The sequence below is a fragment of the Pseudomonas sp. IPO3749 genome (genome assembly GCF_013386605.1).
GTDB lineage: Bacteria > Pseudomonadota > Gammaproteobacteria > Pseudomonadales > Pseudomonadaceae > Aquipseudomonas > Aquipseudomonas azotoformans_A.
The window spans coordinates 77,904-93,097 of the sequence record NZ_JACARN010000020.1; the positions used below are offsets into that span (position 1 = coordinate 77,904).

At 59.7% G+C, this 15,194-nt stretch carries 13 protein-coding genes; 6 read left to right on the forward strand and 7 right to left on the reverse strand.

Annotation, left to right across the window (positions count from 1 at the left end; all coding sequences use genetic code 11):
* Positions 1 to 18 precede the first annotated feature (18 nt).
* Complete coding sequence (locus tag HX812_RS10665) at positions 19 to 1,218, forward strand: MFS transporter (RefSeq protein ID WP_161630248.1); 1,200 nt, start codon at positions 19 to 21, stop codon at positions 1,216 to 1,218.
* Between the two features lie 150 nt (positions 1,219 to 1,368).
* A complete protein-coding gene (locus tag HX812_RS10670) occupies positions 1,369 to 1,920 on the forward strand; it encodes a glutathione peroxidase (protein ID WP_038847947.1) in 552 nt (183 codons plus the stop codon).
* A gap of 65 nt (positions 1,921 to 1,985) precedes the next feature.
* Here HX812_RS10670 and HX812_RS10675 read toward each other — a convergent pair whose 3' ends face one another.
* The 4 genes from HX812_RS10675 to HX812_RS10690 all read right to left on the reverse strand — a co-directional run bounded on the left by HX812_RS10675 (position 1,986) and on the right by HX812_RS10690 (position 5,153).
* The gene (locus HX812_RS10675) at positions 1,986 to 3,269 is read right to left on the reverse strand and encodes an OmpP1/FadL family transporter (RefSeq protein ID WP_038847948.1); all 1,284 of its coding nucleotides are present in this window, start codon (positions 3,267 to 3,269) and stop codon (positions 1,986 to 1,988) included.
* A 146-nt stretch (positions 3,270 to 3,415) separates the two neighbouring features.
* Entirely contained in the window at positions 3,416 to 3,898 is a 483-nt protein-coding gene (locus HX812_RS10680) for a hypothetical protein (RefSeq protein WP_038847950.1), read from the reverse strand.
* 280 nt (positions 3,899 to 4,178) lie between these two features.
* On the reverse strand, positions 4,179 to 4,403 hold the full coding sequence (locus tag HX812_RS10685; RefSeq protein WP_005790139.1) for a hypothetical protein: 225 nt from the start codon (positions 4,401 to 4,403) through the stop codon (positions 4,179 to 4,181).
* Between the two features lie 444 nt (positions 4,404 to 4,847).
* Entirely contained in the window at positions 4,848 to 5,153 is a 306-nt protein-coding gene (locus HX812_RS10690) for a hypothetical protein (RefSeq protein WP_038847951.1), read from the reverse strand.
* Positions 5,154 to 5,610: 457 nt separating this feature from the next.
* Between HX812_RS10690 and HX812_RS10695 the strand changes: the two genes are divergently transcribed.
* Together HX812_RS10695 and rmuC are read left to right on the forward strand one after the other, a co-directional pair.
* Positions 5,611 to 5,934 (forward strand): hypothetical protein, encoded by a 324-nt coding sequence (locus HX812_RS10695; RefSeq protein WP_025855837.1) that lies wholly within the window; start codon positions 5,611 to 5,613, stop codon positions 5,932 to 5,934.
* A 175-nt stretch (positions 5,935 to 6,109) separates the two neighbouring features.
* Positions 6,110 to 7,474: a DNA recombination protein RmuC gene (rmuC, locus tag HX812_RS10700; protein WP_177112173.1), complete on the forward strand. Its 1,365-nt coding sequence runs from the start codon at positions 6,110 to 6,112 to the stop codon at positions 7,472 to 7,474.
* 124 nt (positions 7,475 to 7,598) lie between these two features.
* Here rmuC and HX812_RS10705 read toward each other — a convergent pair whose 3' ends face one another.
* The 3 genes from HX812_RS10705 to HX812_RS10715 all read right to left on the reverse strand — a co-directional run bounded on the left by HX812_RS10705 (position 7,599) and on the right by HX812_RS10715 (position 12,175).
* Complete coding sequence (locus HX812_RS10705) at positions 7,599 to 11,069, reverse strand: PAS domain-containing hybrid sensor histidine kinase/response regulator (protein ID WP_038849154.1); 3,471 nt, start codon at positions 11,067 to 11,069, stop codon at positions 7,599 to 7,601.
* Positions 11,070 to 11,183: 114 nt separating this feature from the next.
* Positions 11,184 to 11,567 (reverse strand): YbaN family protein, encoded by a 384-nt coding sequence (locus tag HX812_RS10710; RefSeq protein WP_038849156.1) that lies wholly within the window; start codon positions 11,565 to 11,567, stop codon positions 11,184 to 11,186.
* Between the two features lie 20 nt (positions 11,568 to 11,587).
* A complete protein-coding gene (locus tag HX812_RS10715) occupies positions 11,588 to 12,175 on the reverse strand; it encodes a YecA family protein (RefSeq protein WP_028617351.1) in 588 nt (195 codons plus the stop codon).
* Positions 12,176 to 12,451: 276 nt separating this feature from the next.
* Here HX812_RS10715 and recQ point away from each other — a divergent pair, with 276 nt between their 5' ends.
* Both recQ and HX812_RS10725 read left to right on the forward strand, forming a co-directional pair.
* Positions 12,452 to 14,578 (forward strand): DNA helicase RecQ, encoded by a 2,127-nt coding sequence (gene recQ, locus HX812_RS10720; protein WP_038849157.1) that lies wholly within the window; start codon positions 12,452 to 12,454, stop codon positions 14,576 to 14,578.
* 121 nt (positions 14,579 to 14,699) lie between these two features.
* On the forward strand, positions 14,700 to 15,134 hold the full coding sequence (locus HX812_RS10725) for a MarR family transcriptional regulator (RefSeq protein ID WP_010208708.1): 435 nt from the start codon (positions 14,700 to 14,702) through the stop codon (positions 15,132 to 15,134).
* Positions 15,135 to 15,194 lie beyond the last annotated feature (60 nt).

Genomic DNA, 15,194 nt, shown 5'->3' on the forward strand with positions numbered 1-15,194 from the left:
GAATAAGAAATGACCTCGATGTGGCGCACCAGTGGATGGATTCTTGTAGGGAGTGCGCTGATCCTGGCGTTGTCGTTGGGCGTGCGGCACGGTTTTGGCCTGTTCCTGGCGCCGATGAGCAGCGAATTCGGCTGGGGCCGTGAGACCTTCGCCTTTGCCATTGCCTTGCAGAATCTGATTTGGGGTCTGGCGCAGCCGTTCACCGGCGCCCTGGCCGACCGTTTTGGCGCGACTAAAGCGGTGTTTGTCGGCGGCGTCCTGTACGCGGCGGGCCTGGTGTTGATGGGCATGTCCGACTCGGCGTGGTCGTTGTCCCTCAGTGCCGGCTTGCTGATTGGTATCGGTCTGTCCGGCACCTCGTTCTCGGTGATTCTTGGCGTGGTGGGCCGGGCCGTGGCGCCGGAAAAACGCAGCATGGCGATGGGTATCGCGAGCGCTGCGGGTTCGTTTGGTCAGTTCGCCATGGTGCCGGGCACTCTGGGTTTGATCAGTTGGTTGGGCTGGTCCGCGGCACTGCTGGCACTGGGCCTGATGGTGGCGCTGATTCTGCCGCTGGTCGCCATGCTCAAGGATCGGCCATTGCCGGTACTGGCGGGCCAGCAAACCTTGCGTGAAGCCTTGAAGGAAGCCTGTTCCCATTCCGGTTTCTGGCTGTTGGCCTTCGGCTTTTTTGTCTGCGGTTTCCAGGTGGTGTTTATCGGCGTGCATTTGCCGGCCTACCTGGTGGACCAGCACTTGCCGGCCACCGTCGGTACCACGGTGCTGGCGCTGATTGGCCTGTTCAATATCTTCGGCACCTACACCGCCGGCTGGCTCGGTGGGCGCATGTCCAAACCGCGCTTGCTGACTGGGCTGTACCTGTTGCGGGCGGTGGTGATCGTATTGTTCCTATGGGCGCCGGTCACCGAAGTCACGGCCTACCTGTTCGGTATGGCGATGGGCTTCCTGTGGCTGTCCACCGTGCCGCTGACCAACGGTACCGTCGCAACGTTGTTTGGTGTACGAAACCTCTCCATGCTCGGTGGGATCGTGTTCCTTTTCCACCAGCTCGGTTCGTTCCTGGGCGGCTGGTTGGGCGGGGTGGTCTATGATCGAACCGGCAACTACGATTTGATCTGGCAGGTGGCGATCCTGTTGAGCCTGCTCGCTGCGGCCCTGAATTGGCCGGTACGCGAGCGGCCAGTGGCGCGATTGCAGGCGCAGATGGAGGCGGCATGAGCATAGCGGTACGCGGGTTGATACTCGCCGCAGTCTTGGTTTTGATGTTGCTGGCCTGGTGGGGCTGGCAAAACGGCGGGCTGGCATTGATGCAACTGGGCATGTCGATCTGTTAAGTTCGTGGTCTGAATAATTTCAAGGACACACGACATGCAGATGCGCTGGCTCGCTGTACCCGTCCTGATGGCCATTGGCACTGCCGCCTTGGCCGCCAGTTGCCCGCCGCTGTTGGAAGGCCAATTGCCCAAGCTGCGCGCCAACGAATCCATCGACCTGTGCCAACGCTTCGCCGGCAAGCCACTGGTCATCGTCAACACCGCCAGCTTTTGCGGGTTCGCCCCACAGTTCAAAAGCCTCGAAGCCTTGTACCAGCGCTACAAGGGCGAAGGGCTGGAAGTGATCGGCGTGCCGTCAGATGACTTCAAGCAGGAAGCCAAGACCGGCGAAGAAACCGCCAAGGTCTGCTACGTGAATTACGGCGTGACCTTCACCATGACCGAGCCACAAAAGGTCAAGGGACCGGATGCGGTGAACCTGTTCAAGGTGTTGGCGCAGCAGACCGACGCGCCGCCGAAGTGGAATTTCTACAAGTACGTGGTGGATCGGCAGGGCAAGGTGATTGCCAATTTTTCCAGTCTCACCAAGCCGGACAGTCCGGACATGATCAAGGCGGTGGAGGAGGCGATAGCGTCCAAACCCTGATCGCCTGGCATTAAAAAGCCCCGCCTCCTTTGCAGGAGAGCGGGGCTTTTTTACACCCGTCTGGATCAGAAGGTGTAAGTCATGCCCAGGCCGAAACCGTTGGCGCTGTTTTCATACTTGGCGCGGTAGCTGGCAGTGGAAGGTGGGTTGGCCGTGTTGTTGACCTTCACATCTTCTTCTTTCAGGTACGAGTAGGCCAGGTCGATGGTCATGTTATCCATGACTTTGTAGCCCAGGCCCACGCTGAAGATCGTGCGATCGCCAGTAGGAATGCGCGGCGAACGATCGGTGTTGTTGGTAGGCGACTGGTCGAAGGTCAGGCCGGTACGCAGTACCACTTGTTTGGTCAGCTGATACGAGGTACCCACGGCGTAGGCCCAGGTGTCGTGCCAGTCTTGTTTCTCGGTGATGGCACTGAGTTGGCTAGGTGCCAAAATGCCGCCCGCGCCGGTTACGCCGTCGTTGTTGACGGTGATTTCCTTCAGGCGGCTCCAGCGTGTCCAGGTTGCACCGCCGTACAGTTTCCATGCGTCAGTCAGGTCTTGTGTCACCGACAGGTCATAGGATTCTGGAGTGTCGATTTTCAAGGAGGCGTCGTAACGGTTATTACGCAGGACCCCTTGAGTCTGGGCTGGGCCGCTGACGGTCGTGTGACCTTCCAGCTTGTACTTGACCTTCGAATGGTAGGTCAGGCCGACGCGGGTGGTATCAGTGGCCTGGACCAGCACGCCGATGTTGAAACCCAGCGCGGTGTCATCACCCTTGATCTTGACGTTGGTGTCGGAAAAACGAGGGTCGAGGGTTTTGTCCGATTCCAACACACCGGAAATCCGGTTGATGGTTGGGCCGAAACCGACCGATACGCGGTCGTTGAACGCATAGCTGACAGTTGGCTGGAAGGTCATGACCTTCACTTCGCTCTTGCTGCCGAAGCCACGGCCCTGGAAGCCGTTTTCATAGTCGGTCACCAGGCCAAACGGTGCGTAGACACCGAAGCCGATAGCCCACTGGTCATTGAGTTTGTTGGTGTAGAAACCAAATGGCACCGCGGTGAACGGAACCATGTCACCTTTGTTGGAGCCGCGAGAGTTGCCACCTGTGCTGCTGATGTCAGTCGAGGCGTCAATCGCTGCAACACCACCGGTGATTTGCTGGCCATTCAGGCGAGACATACCGGCAGGGTTACCGTAAACAGTGCTTGCATCATCGGCAGAAGAAGAGCGACCTGCGAAACCCGTACCCATCCCGCTGACGCTCTGTTCGTTCAGTGCAAAACCGCTTGCGAACAGGTGGGAGGATGCCATGGCAACGGCGAGGCTAAGTGTGGTCTTGAGCATTACTTTTTTCATTATTAGAACTCCGTGGTGATCACCGCTGCGGAAAGTAACAATAATTTTAAGATCGCGCTATAGGCTGTAATGTAGGAGATAGAGCGGTTTTGTAGGACAATCCGACCAGAATCCAGGGTTTTTGGCGAATCTTGCAAATTGCCCGGTTAGCAGGCCACGTGATTCATGGGTGAAACACAGGTTTGCCAGGCTTGAGTGAAATCGCGCAGCCGTCCTTGTGGATGAAAAATTTCTTTCCAGATACGCGCCATGGCCAGCACGTCACCGGGCGGAGGCAGAGCGGGGGTGTGTTGTTCCACCAACAACCAGGCAATGGCGGTGGCGTAGCGCAGGTTGACGGTGAGCTCCAATTGCGGGGCGCTGAGGAACGCGTGCTGGCTCGCGAGCCCGCGTACCAGGCTGGCGCGCTCTGGGTCCAGCGCCAGGTAGTTATCCCATAAGGCGCGGTGGCGCGGTTCGGTGATGCTATACAGGCCATGCCCACGGCGGTCGTGCAGCGCGGAACCGAGTTCCGACTGGCTGGCGGCAATGCCCAGCAGCAGGGACTCGGCCGTCGGGTTATGGCGGCCGAGGTACATCAAGGTCGGCCGGATCACATAACGACACAATTCGCTGGCAGCGATACCCATACACGCCTCAATCCGTGAAAGTGGTCGACGAAGCCTGAGAAGGTGGGGGCTTGGCAGCAGTGGATCGGATCTCAGGCTCGCCGGAAGCGGATCATGCCGCTTGAGTTGAAGTGTAGTGTCATATTTGTGATGTAAAGGACTGTTTTTAAAACATCTTCTTCATTTAGTTATAACGTTTATATCTATTCGAACTTAGTACAAAAGCTCAATAGGCAAATTCCGGGCAATAAAAAACCCTGCTTTTTAAACAGGGTTTTTGTGTTTCAGCGACTCGGGTCGATCAGGCAGTCAGTGCCTGACGGGTACGCTCGATCACGGCCTGCAGCGGTTCTGCGCTGGAGTATTGATCGGGGTACAGGCGTTCGCTGTGACGAGCGATGCCGTGTTCGTTGACCAGGGTGAAGCTGAAGCAGCCTTTGCGAGCGGCCATGATCAGGCAGTTCATTGGAGCAAAAGCGTTGGTGAGGGTGCGAATGGCATCCTGAGTATGGATTTGAGCGTTCATAATTATTGGTGTTCCTACAAATGACACGGATAAGAACCGTGCCGTATTAAAACGTTCCAGCGACGTTGACCACAATTGATCGAACGAAGAAACCGACTGGAACAAAGCAGCCAGTTTGAAGCGCTGATAAGTTAGGCGCGCTTGGGCTGGCAGGTAGGTACTTAGGAGGGCAGGCAACACAACAGGGGCAAAGGTTCTGGGCCCGGGGTGAAGATCCTGATCAATTTGCAGGTTGGTTCGGTCAGAGTATGGAAACTTCGCGACACCCTTTGCTTGTTCAAAGGCCGTGTCGTCGCAAGTGATACCTGGAAACCATCGAGGTGGTCGATCCCGTGTTGGACAGGGGAGTTGTTCGACCAGAATTGACTTTCAGCTTGGTACTAACGCCGCGGATAGTAACGGATTGAAACAGGTAAGGGAAGTGTGTTAGCCAAAAAACTTTCATCAGCCGCCCAACAGGCCGCGATAGACCAGTACGGTGCTCGCGGCCGCCAGGGAGCAGCCCAGCCCGTAGGCGGCAAGCGTCAGGCGTAAGGATTGACCGGTTTCTACCACCTTCATCACGTCGCCCATGTCGTTTATCCGGCCTTCACCCAGTTCGATGCACAGGCTCACGGCCGTGAACGCCGCCGACAGCAGGATCGCGATGGCGAACAGCGCCCCATCCGGTGACGGCAGTGCGGCATTGATCCCCAAGGAAACGGCGCAGATGGCCAGCAGCAACACGGCGAATAACAGAATCCCTTTCATCAACCCACCCACCGTTGCGATGTAGGTGGGGGAGTGTGGCGAGCCGGGGAAGATTTGAAAAGTCCCCGCTTTGCCCTCGCGGTAACATTTTTGCAGCGAGTCGCTTCAAAAAAAGCCGGGGATATAACCATCGAATGGGTACTTGTGCACATTAGTTGCGGTGTGTGTAACCGCGCTGTCAACTGCACTGCAGGGCTACCATTTGCCTGTAATGGAAATTTAAGTCAATGAAAAATCTGGCTTTTTTTTATTGGTGAAAAAATCGTCAGTTTGACTGCGGCCCCCATTCCATGGGGCTTTGCGCGAGTTAAAGGGGGGTTGTCCACTGAGTTATCCACAGCTTCTGTGGATTGTCCCGAGCGCTTGCTCTAGAACGGGCGTGCCGAGTTTTTTCAGCTTTACCTGTACGAAAAAAAGAGTAGAGTGGCGCGCCTTCCGTTCTGTCCCACAGTGCTTTATGAAGTTTCGCTCAGTATCACCTTCTGTTACCGACACCCCTCAAACTGTTACCGCCCCCAAGCGCTTCTCGTTGAAAGTTGCCTTGTGGTTGCTCGACAGTCCGCGCCTGGGTCACAACACCAATGTAAAGCACTTCGCCGGGCGTTTGCTCAAGCAGCCGGCCCGTGAAGGTGTGGTTGCCGCGCAAAGCCGCCTGGGCCAACTGATGTGCCGCGAATGCGGGAATGCCCGCGACCGCCGCATCGGCCACGACCTGCTACGCCTGGCCGCCCGCGCCGGTGACCGCCGCGCCCAGCGCGAACTGGGCCAGGTCGAAGACTGAGCTGTCCTCAGGCCTTGTGCTCCGCTAACCTTGGTTTTTTTCGGTGATGGCAGACATGTCTATGGTTTTTGACTGGACCAGTATTGCCTTGGGCCTGGCTGGCGCTGCCGTGCCGTTACTGGCCGTGTGCTGGCAGCTCCAGCGACGCCTGAGCGCACGCATGACCGGCTGGGAACTGCTCGAGGAGCGCCTGGCCACTGCACAGCTGGCCCAGGAAGGTCTGGCCGCTCAGCTGGATGCCAGCCGCGACGAGATCAGCGACTTGAGCCAGGCCAACGCCGCCAAGCAGGCTGACCTGGCCGCTGTGCGTCGCGAAGTCGAGTTGCTGCAGATCGACCGTGACAATGCCCGCGACGCCGCCCACGCCTGGAACCTCGACCGCAGCGCCAAGGAAGTCGAGCTACGCCGCCTCGATGCCTTGTCGGCCGCTCTGCGCGCCGAACTGCGTGAACAACAGGACAGTCATCAACAACGCCTCACCGACCTGCAAGGCTCGCGTGATGAGCTGCGTGCGCAGTTCGCCGAGTTGGCCGGCAAGATCTTCGACGAGCGTGAACAGCGCTTCGCCGAAACCAGCCAGGAGCGCCTGGGTCAATTGCTCGACCCGCTGAAGGAGCGCATCCAGTCCTTCGAAAAGCGCGTGGAAGAAAGCTACCAGAACGAGGCGCGTGAGCGTTTTTCTCTGGCCAAGGAGCTGGAGCGCCTACAGCAGTTGAACCTGCGTCTGTCGGACGAAGCCACCAATCTGACCCGCGCGCTCAAGGGCCAGAAAACCCAAGGCAACTGGGGTGAGCTGATCCTTGAGCGGGTGCTGGAGCACGCCGGGCTGGAGAAGGGCCGTGAGTATCAGACCCAAGTCAGTCTCAAGGGCCCGGACGGCGAGCGTTTCCAGCCCGACGTGCTGATCATGTTGCCCGGCGACAAGCAGGTGGTGGTGGACTCCAAGGTCAGCCTCACCGCTTATCAACAGTATGTGGCAGCAGACGATGAAGTGATCGGCCAGGCGGCCCTGAAGCAGCACGTACTGTCGCTGCGAAACCACGTCAAAGGCTTGGCTGGCAAGGATTACAAACGGCTGGAAGGCCTGCACAGCCTGGATTTCGTGTTGCTGTTCGTGCCGATCGAAGCGGCATTTTCCGCTGCGTTGCAGGCTGAGCCCAACCTGTTTCAGGAAGCGTTCGACCGTCATATCGTGATCGTCAGCCCAACCACCTTGCTCGCGACCCTGCGCGTGATCGACAGCCTGTGGAAACAAGAACGCCAGAGCCAGAACGCCCGGGAAATCGCCGAGCGCGCCGGTTGGCTGTACGACAAGTTCGTGCTGTTTATCCAGGACCTGGATGAAGTGGGTAACCGTTTGCAGCAGTTGGATAAGGCTTACAGCGCGGCGCGGAACAAGCTGACAGATGGACGCGGAAATCTGGTCAGCCGCACCGAGCAGTTGAGGTTGCTGGGGGCGCGGGCGAGTAAAAGCCTGCCGGCGGATTTGCTGGAGCGGGCGATGACTGATTCAGACGGTGTGGCCCATCTACCTGAATAAACACAGACCAAAAATGTGGGAGCGGGCTTGCTCGCGAATGCGGTGCGTCAGTCAATGCATGTGCTGACTGATCCACCGCATTCGCGAGCAAGCCCGCTCCCACATTAGACCGAGTACAAACCATTTACAGCGGTAAATGTCGACTCAGCAACGCCCGCAATGCCGCCGGCTTGACTGGCTTGGCCAGGTAATCCAACCCCGCCGCATGCACTTCGGCCACCATCTCCGGGCGGCCGTCGGCGCTGATCACCACGCCGGGAATCGGCTCGGCCAGTTGTGCGCGCAGCCACCCCATCAGCTCAGTCCCGGTTTCGCCATGGTCCAGATGGTAGTCCACCAGGGCCAGCTGCGGACGCACGCCGTCGGCAAGCAACGCCGCGCATTGCGCCTGGTCGGTGGCGGTCCACACTTCGCAGCCCCAGCGGGTCAACAGGCTGCGCATGCCGATCAGGATGCTCTCTTCGTTATCCACACACAGCACCTGTGCGCCGCTCAACGGCAGGCCGGTTTCCTGTGGCGTCTTGACCTGCGGGCTGGCCTGGTTGCGCGCCAACGGCACGCGCACGCTGAATACGCTGCCTTTGCCTGGCCACGAGCGTACGCTCAACCGATGACCGAGTACGCGGCACAAGCCATCGGCGATTGCCAGGCCCAGCCCCAGGCCTTTCTCCGCGCGGGTCTGGTGGCTGTCCAGGCGTTTGAATTCTTCGAAGATCACCTTCTGTTTATCCAATGGGATGCCGGGGCCACGGTCCCACACTTCCAGGCACAGCTCGCCCTTGCGTCGGCGTACGCCAAGCAGCACCGGGCCGTCGGCATAACGGAAAGCGTTGGTGAGAAAATTCTGCAGGATGCGCCGCAGCAACTTGATATCGCTGTCGACGCGCAAACGACTGCCGCGCAGGCGGAAACGCAAACCTTGCTCCTGGGCCAGCGCCTTGAACTCCGCGCCCAAGGTGTCGAACAGTTCGTTGAGTGCAAAGGGCTGGCGCTGCGGATTGATCTTGCCGTTTTCCAGGCGCGAGATATCCAGCAGGTCGCTGATCAGGTCTTCGGCGGAGCGCAACGAGCTGTCCAGGTGTTGCACCAGTTGCCGGGCTTCGGTGGAGAGGCCGTCGTTCTGGTGGGAGAGGGCGGCGGAAAACAGGCGCGCAGCATTCAAAGGTTGCATCAAGTCATGGCTGACGGCCGCCAGAAAACGGGTCTTCGACTGGCTGGCGGACTCGGCCACGCCCTTGGCGTCGGTGAGTGCCACATTAAGTTGGGACAGTTCATGGGTGCGCTCGGTCACCCGTTGTTCCAGGCCTTCGTTGGCCTCGGTGAGTGCCTGCTCGGCTTCGCGGAAAGCGGTAATGTCAGTGAAGCTCATGACAAAACCGCCGCCCGGCATCGGGTTACCGATCAACTCGATCACCCGCCCATTGGGGAATAAACGTTCGGACGTGTGCGCGCGGCCTTGGCGCATCCAGTGCAGGCGTCGCGCCACGTGCACTTCGGCCTCCCCCGGCCCGCACAGCCCGCGTTCGGCGTTGTAGCGGATGATGTCGGCAATCGGTCGGCCAACGCTGATCAGCCCGTCCGGGTAATTGAACAGCTCCAGATAACGCCGGTTCCAGGCCACCAGCTTGAGGGACTGGTCGACCACGCTGATGCCCTGGGTGATGTTCTCGATGGCGCCTTGCAGCAACGCGCGGTTGAATTGCAGCACCTCCGACGCTTCGTCAGCGATGCGGACTACGTCCTCCAGCTGCATTTCCCGACCTTCGATGGCGGCTTTTACCACCGCGCGTGTCGACGAGGCGCCCAGCACGCCGGCCAATAATCGCTCGGTGTGGGCAATCCAATCGTTGTCGGCATTCTGGTTGGGGTTGAAGCCTTTGCCCTGGCGATAGGCGAAACGGATAAAACTTTGCTGGGCGCGTTCTTCACCGACAAAGCGCGCCGCCAGGCTGAGCAAGTCGCTGATCTGCACCGACAACATCGAACGGGCGCTGGCACGTTGGCTGATTTCCTGGCCGATGAAACGCCCGGCTTGCCAGTGTTCGGACACGCGCGTGCGCGACAGCATCGACACCCACACAAACAGCGTGAAGTTACCGGCCAGGGAAAACACGGTACCCAAGGTCAATGAGGTGACGGACAACCCGAGCGGGTGGGAATGCATCCACGTCAGCCCTGGGAAGAGGCTGAGGGACCAGCCCAGGCTTTTCGCCGTCACCGGTAGGACCAAGGTGTAGAACCACAGGAAAGTACCGGCTGCCAGTCCGGCAAACACACCGCGTCGGTTGGCTTGTTTCCAATACAACGCACCGAGCATGGCGGGAGCCAGTTGGGTCACGGCGGCAAAGGCGATCTGGCCGATGGTCGCCAGGCTCGCGGTGGAGCCCAGCAGGCGATAGCTGACGTAGGCCAGCAACAGAATGATCACGATGCTTACGCGGCGTACCGAGAGCATCCAGTGGCGGAACACTTCGAACGGCCGCTCGGCGCTGGAGCGACGCAGCAGCCAGGGCAGCAGCATGTCGTTGGAGACCATGGTCGACAGGGCGATGCTCGCCACGATGACCATGCCGGTCGCAGCCGACGCGCCGCCGATAAAGGCCAGCACGGCCAGTGCCGGATGCGCTTCGGCCATGGGCAGGCTGATGACGTAGGAGTCCGGCAGTACCGAGCTGGGCAGCATCATCTTGCCGCCCAGGGCGATCGGTACTACAAACAGTGCGGCAAGAATCAGATAGGCGGGAAACACCCACTTGGCCAGGCGCAGGTCCTGGGGATCGATGTTTTCCACCACCGTGACATGGAACTGCCGGGGCAGGCAGATGATCGCCATCATGGCCACGCCGGTCTGCACCACCATGGAGGGCCAGTTGACGGTCTCTTTCCAGTATTCATCCAGGCGGGGGGCGAGCATGGCCTGGCTGAACAGATCACCGAAACCGTCGTACAGCCCGTAGGTCACAAACGCGCCGACCGCCAGAAACGCGAACAGTTTGACCAGAGATTCAAAGGCAATCGCCAGCACCATGCCCCGGTGGTGTTCCGTGGCATCGAGGTTGCGCGTACCAAACACAATGGTGAACAGCGCCAGCACCAGCGACACGATCAGCGCCGTGTCCTGAGCTCGGGTGCCGGTGGTGTCGGCGCCAGCGCCGATCAGCAGGTTGACGCCCAATACGATGCCTTTAAGTTGCAGGGCGATGTAAGGCAACACGCCGACCAGGCAGATCAGAGCGACCACCACGGCGAGGGATTGGGACTTGCCGTAGCGCGCCGCAATAAAGTCGGCGATGGAGGTGATGTTTTCCTGCTTGCTGATCAGGATCATCTTCTGCAGCACCCAAGGTGCCAACACCAGCAACAACACCGGTCCCAGGTAGATCGGTAAAAACGCCCACAACTGTTCGGCGGCCTGGCCTACGGCGCCGAAGAATGTCCAACTGGTGCAGTAAACGGCCAGCGACAGGCTGTACACCCAGGCACGCATACGCGGCGGCAGCGGCGCACGGCGGCGATCACCGTAGAAGGCGATGGCAAACATAATGGCCATATAGGCCAGGGCAACGGCGGCGATCAGCCCGCTGGACAACGTCATGGTAACTCCGCGCATAAGAACACCCGGGCATTCCAGGCCCGGTTGGACAGTCTCGCAGAATGCTTGGGGTTAGTCAGTGTCGACCAAGGTCTGAGCGCGACGTGATGTCGCGGCCTAACGGGGTGGCAGGGTTTTCTGGCGCAGGATGTAAATAGTCACCAGCACCGCACTGGTCAGCATGAAACCCCGCGCCCACGGCAGTGGCACCAGGTAACAGGACACGCCGATACTCAGCCACATCAAGCCGATGGCGTAGACCTTGGCTTTGAGAGGAATGCCATTGCCATCCAGGTAATCACGGATCCACGGTCCCAGGCGTGGGTGTTGCACCAGCCAATGGTAGAAACGTGGGGAGCTTCGGGCGAAGCAGGCGGCAGCGAGCAGCAGGAAGGGTGTCGTCGGCAATACCGGCAGGAAAATCCCGATCACCCCCAACGCCACACTGAGCCAGCCGATGGCCAGCAACAGGTAGCGCAGGAGCAGAGGACGATTGCCCATGGGTGTCACGGGCAAGCGACTCAGTGGTGACGTGGCTTGAGGATCGCCGGTTTTTCGTCAGGTGCGTTGCACAGCAGGTACAGCGCGGTCAGGGCTTCCGGGATCTGAACGATCATGTCGTCCATCAGGTTGGCGTCGGCGGCGATGTCGGCGAATTCAGGCTGGTCGTCGAACAGACCGGAACCGACCATGATTGGCAGCAGCATTTCGCTGACTTCTTCCTCGGCGGTTTCGAACCAGGCGGCTTCGCGCAGGAAAACGCCTTCCATGAAACCGATGCACCAGCCGCGCAGGTCGGAGTCATCCGGTTCTTCGCCCAGGTCCAGTTCGCATGGCAGCTCGAATTCCTCGTCGGAGGCCAGTTGGCGACCGATGTGGGCCTTGAGGGCCAGCAGGGTGGATTCGATTTCTTCGCGTTGGGCAGCATCGGCGTAGTGCGGCTCTTCGGCGAACAGTGCATCGATCCATTCACGGTCGGGGACGACGTCGGAGCAGATCGACAGGGCGGTCAGGTAGCCGTGGGCGGCCACGTAGTCCAGCGCCTCGTCATGCAGCTCATCGGCGTCGAGGAAGGCTTGCAGGCGGGTTAGTTGCTCAGCGAAGGACATTGAAGGACTACCTTGGGAATAAACGATGCTGAATTCTAGGCTTTCTTGAGCGCCCAGGCCAGCCGCACTGCATATTTGCCAGGTTTTAGATAGCGCTCGCTGTTCGTCAGTGGCGCCCTTTGGCGGGTAACGCTCGGGTATACTGCCGCGTTTTGTGATGCCCTTGCAGGCCAAGCGCCAGTGCGCGAAAACTTCGCTTACGGATTATTTCCCGTGAAAGCGGTTTTTTTCGGCCAGCCTGTACAGAGGGATTTCGGCACTATTTTGGAGTTTTACATGCTCGAGCAGGCACAACGCGTCCTCAAGGACATCTTCGGCTACGACAGTTTTCGTGGCCGCCAGGGTGCGATCATTGAGCGCGTGGCCAGTGGCGGTGACGCACTGGTCCTGATGCCTACCGGCGGCGGCAAGTCTTTGTGCTTCCAGGTGCCTGCGCTGTTGCGCAATGGCCTGGCCGTGGTGGTGTCGCCGCTGATCGCCCTGATGGACGACCAGGTGGCTACCCTTGAAGAACTCGGTGTCGCCGCCGCGTCGTTGAACTCCACCCTCAGTGCCGAGCAGCAGCGCGACCTGGCCGCGCGGATCAAGCGCGGTGAAGTGAAGATGCTGTACCTGGCCCCCGAGCGCCTGGTGCAGCCGCGCATGCTGGCTTTTTTGCAAAGCCTGGAAATCGCCCTGTTTGCCATCGACGAAGCTCACTGCGTCTCCCAATGGGGTCATGACTTCCGTCGCGAGTATTTGCAGCTCGGCCAATTGGCAGAGCTGTTTCCCGATGTGCCGCGCATTGCCCTGACCGCCACGGCCGACAAGCGTACCCGCGAAGAAATCGTCGAGCGCCTGCATCTGCAGAACGCCGAGCGCTTCCTGTCGAGCTTTGACCGACCGAATATTTTCTACCGTATCGTGCCCAAGGAGCAGCCGCGCAAACAGTTGCTGGCGTTCCTCTCCGAGCGGCGCAGCGATGCGGGCATCGTCTATTGCCTGTCGCGCAAGAAGGTCGATGAGGTGGCCGCGTTTCTCTGTGAACAAGGCTACCCGGCGCTGCCGTATCACGCCGGCCTGCCCAACGAAACACGGTCAGCTCACCAGAAGCGCTTCCTCAACGAGGAAGGCCTGATCATGGTGGCTACAATCGCGTTCGGCATGGGCATCGACAAATCCAACGTGCGCTTCGTTGCGCACATGGACCTGCCCAAATCCCTCGAGGCCTACTACCAGGAAACCGGGCGCGCCGGCCGTGACGGTTTGCCGGCGGATGCGTGGATGGTCTACGGCCTGCAAGACGTGGTGATGCTCAAGCAGATGCTGCAGAACTCCGAGGGCGACGAGCGCCACAAGCGGCTGGAACAGCACAAACTCGACGCCATGCTCTCGCTGTGTGAAGAGACCCGCTGCCGTCGCCAGACTTTGCTGGCGTATTTTGACGAAGACATGCCCGAGCCGTGCGGCCATTGCGACAACTGCGTCGACGGCGTGCAGACCTGGGACGCCACTGAACCGGCGCGCCAGGGTTTGTCCGCCATCTATCGCACAGGCCAGCGTTATGGCGTCGGTCACTTGGTGGATGTGTTGCTGGGCAAGGACAACGAGAAGGTGCGCAGCTTCGGCCACGAAAAACTCTCGGTCTATGGTGTCGGCAAGGCCCGCGCCGAAGGCGAGTGGCGCTCGCTGTTCCGGCAGATGGTGGCGCGCGGCCTGGTGGACATCGACATCGAAGGCTATGGCGGCCTGCGCCTGAATGACAGCTGCCGGCCGTTGCTCAAGGGCGAAGTCAGCCTGGAGCTGCGCCGCGACCTCAAGCCGCAGACCACTGCCAAGAGCAGCACCAGCCAGGCCAGCCAGCTTGTACGGGGCGAAGAACGCGAGCAGTGGGAAGCCTTGCGCACCCTGCGCCGCAAACTGGCGCAGGAACACAGCGTGCCGCCGTACGTTATTTTCCCCGACTCCACGCTGCTGGAGATGCTGCGGGAGCAACCCACCAGCATGGCCGAGATGGCGCGGGTCAGCGGTGTGGGCGCGCGCAAGCTGGAGCGTTACGGCCAGGCCTTCCTCGAAGTACTCGGCGGCCAGGCCGAAGCGCCGAAGGAAGTCGCCGATATCCGCCACGAACTGATCAGCCTGGCACGTGCTGGTATGACTCCGATCCAGATCGCCGGCCAGTTGCAATGCTCTGAAAAGAACGTCTACACCTTGCTCGCTGAATCCATCAGCAAGCAGCAGTTGTCGCTGGAGCAAGCCCTTGATTTACCCGAGGATCTGCTCGGCGAAATCCAGGATGCTTTCCTGGACGGAGAGGGCGAATTGCCACCTGTGGCGGAGATTGCCCCGCTGTTCGCCGGACGCGTTCCTGAAGGTGTTTTGTACTGCGTGCGGGCGGCTTTGCAGTCTGAATTCGAAATTTAGTGCGCCAATTACGACAATGTAACGAATCAGTACATAGCAACTCTTGCCTACGGGCAAAGCTCATGCTTAGCTGACTAATAATTAGCCACACTTTATTTTCAGTCTAAAACATGAGTTTTTTATGCCGTTAACCGATCAACACCGATTTGGCATGCAATTGGCGCAAATGTCCCGTGGTTGGCGCGCCGAGCTGGATCGCCGTCTGGCTGGGCTTGGCCTGTCACAGGCGCGCTGGCTGGTGCTGCTGCACCTGGCCCGTTTTGAAGAGGCCCCCACCCAGCGTGAGCTCGCGCAGAGTGTGGGCGTTGAAGGGCCGACATTGGCCCGCTTGCTGGACAGCCTGGAAGGCCAGGGCTTGGTGCAACGCCAGGCTGTGGTAGAAGACCGTCGTGCCAAGCGTATCTTGCTGTGTGATACCGCCCGCCCATTGATCGAACAGATCGAAACCATTGCCACCGCCCTGCGCCATGAGCTGTTTGTAGGCGTGGACGAAGCCGACTTGAGCGTGTGCATGCGCGTGCATGCGCACATCCTGTCGAATCTGGAAAAGTCCTGAAGCAAACACCGGGCGGGCTTTCTGTGGCAAGCCCGCTCACCACAAAAGGGTTCTGTACAG

What these genes read in the sequence shown, in the direction of transcription:
- HX812_RS10665 (WP_161630248.1), top strand. Translation starts at nt 19, where the DNA reads ATGTGGCGCACCAGTGGATGGATTCTTGTAGGGAGTGCGCTGATCCTG.
- HX812_RS10670 (WP_038847947.1), top strand. Translation starts at nt 1,369, where the DNA reads ATGCAGATGCGCTGGCTCGCTGTACCCGTCCTGATGGCCATTGGCACT.
- HX812_RS10675 (WP_038847948.1), bottom strand. Translation starts at nt 3,269, where the DNA reads ATGAAAAAAGTAATGCTCAAGACCACACTTAGCCTCGCCGTTGCCATG.
- HX812_RS10680 (WP_038847950.1), bottom strand. Translation starts at nt 3,898, where the DNA reads ATGGGTATCGCTGCCAGCGAATTGTGTCGTTATGTGATCCGGCCGACC.
- HX812_RS10685 (WP_005790139.1), bottom strand. Translation starts at nt 4,403, where the DNA reads ATGAACGCTCAAATCCATACTCAGGATGCCATTCGCACCCTCACCAAC.
- HX812_RS10690 (WP_038847951.1), bottom strand. Translation starts at nt 5,153, where the DNA reads ATGAAAGGGATTCTGTTATTCGCCGTGTTGCTGCTGGCCATCTGCGCC.
- HX812_RS10695 (WP_025855837.1), top strand. Translation starts at nt 5,611, where the DNA reads ATGAAGTTTCGCTCAGTATCACCTTCTGTTACCGACACCCCTCAAACT.
- HX812_RS10705 (WP_038849154.1), bottom strand. Translation starts at nt 11,069, where the DNA reads ATGACGTTGTCCAGCGGGCTGATCGCCGCCGTTGCCCTGGCCTATATG.
- HX812_RS10710 (WP_038849156.1), bottom strand. Translation starts at nt 11,567, where the DNA reads ATGGGCAATCGTCCTCTGCTCCTGCGCTACCTGTTGCTGGCCATCGGC.
- HX812_RS10715 (WP_028617351.1), bottom strand. Translation starts at nt 12,175, where the DNA reads ATGTCCTTCGCTGAGCAACTAACCCGCCTGCAAGCCTTCCTCGACGCC.
- recQ (WP_038849157.1), top strand. Translation starts at nt 12,452, where the DNA reads ATGCTCGAGCAGGCACAACGCGTCCTCAAGGACATCTTCGGCTACGAC.
- HX812_RS10725 (WP_010208708.1), top strand. Translation starts at nt 14,700, where the DNA reads ATGCCGTTAACCGATCAACACCGATTTGGCATGCAATTGGCGCAAATG.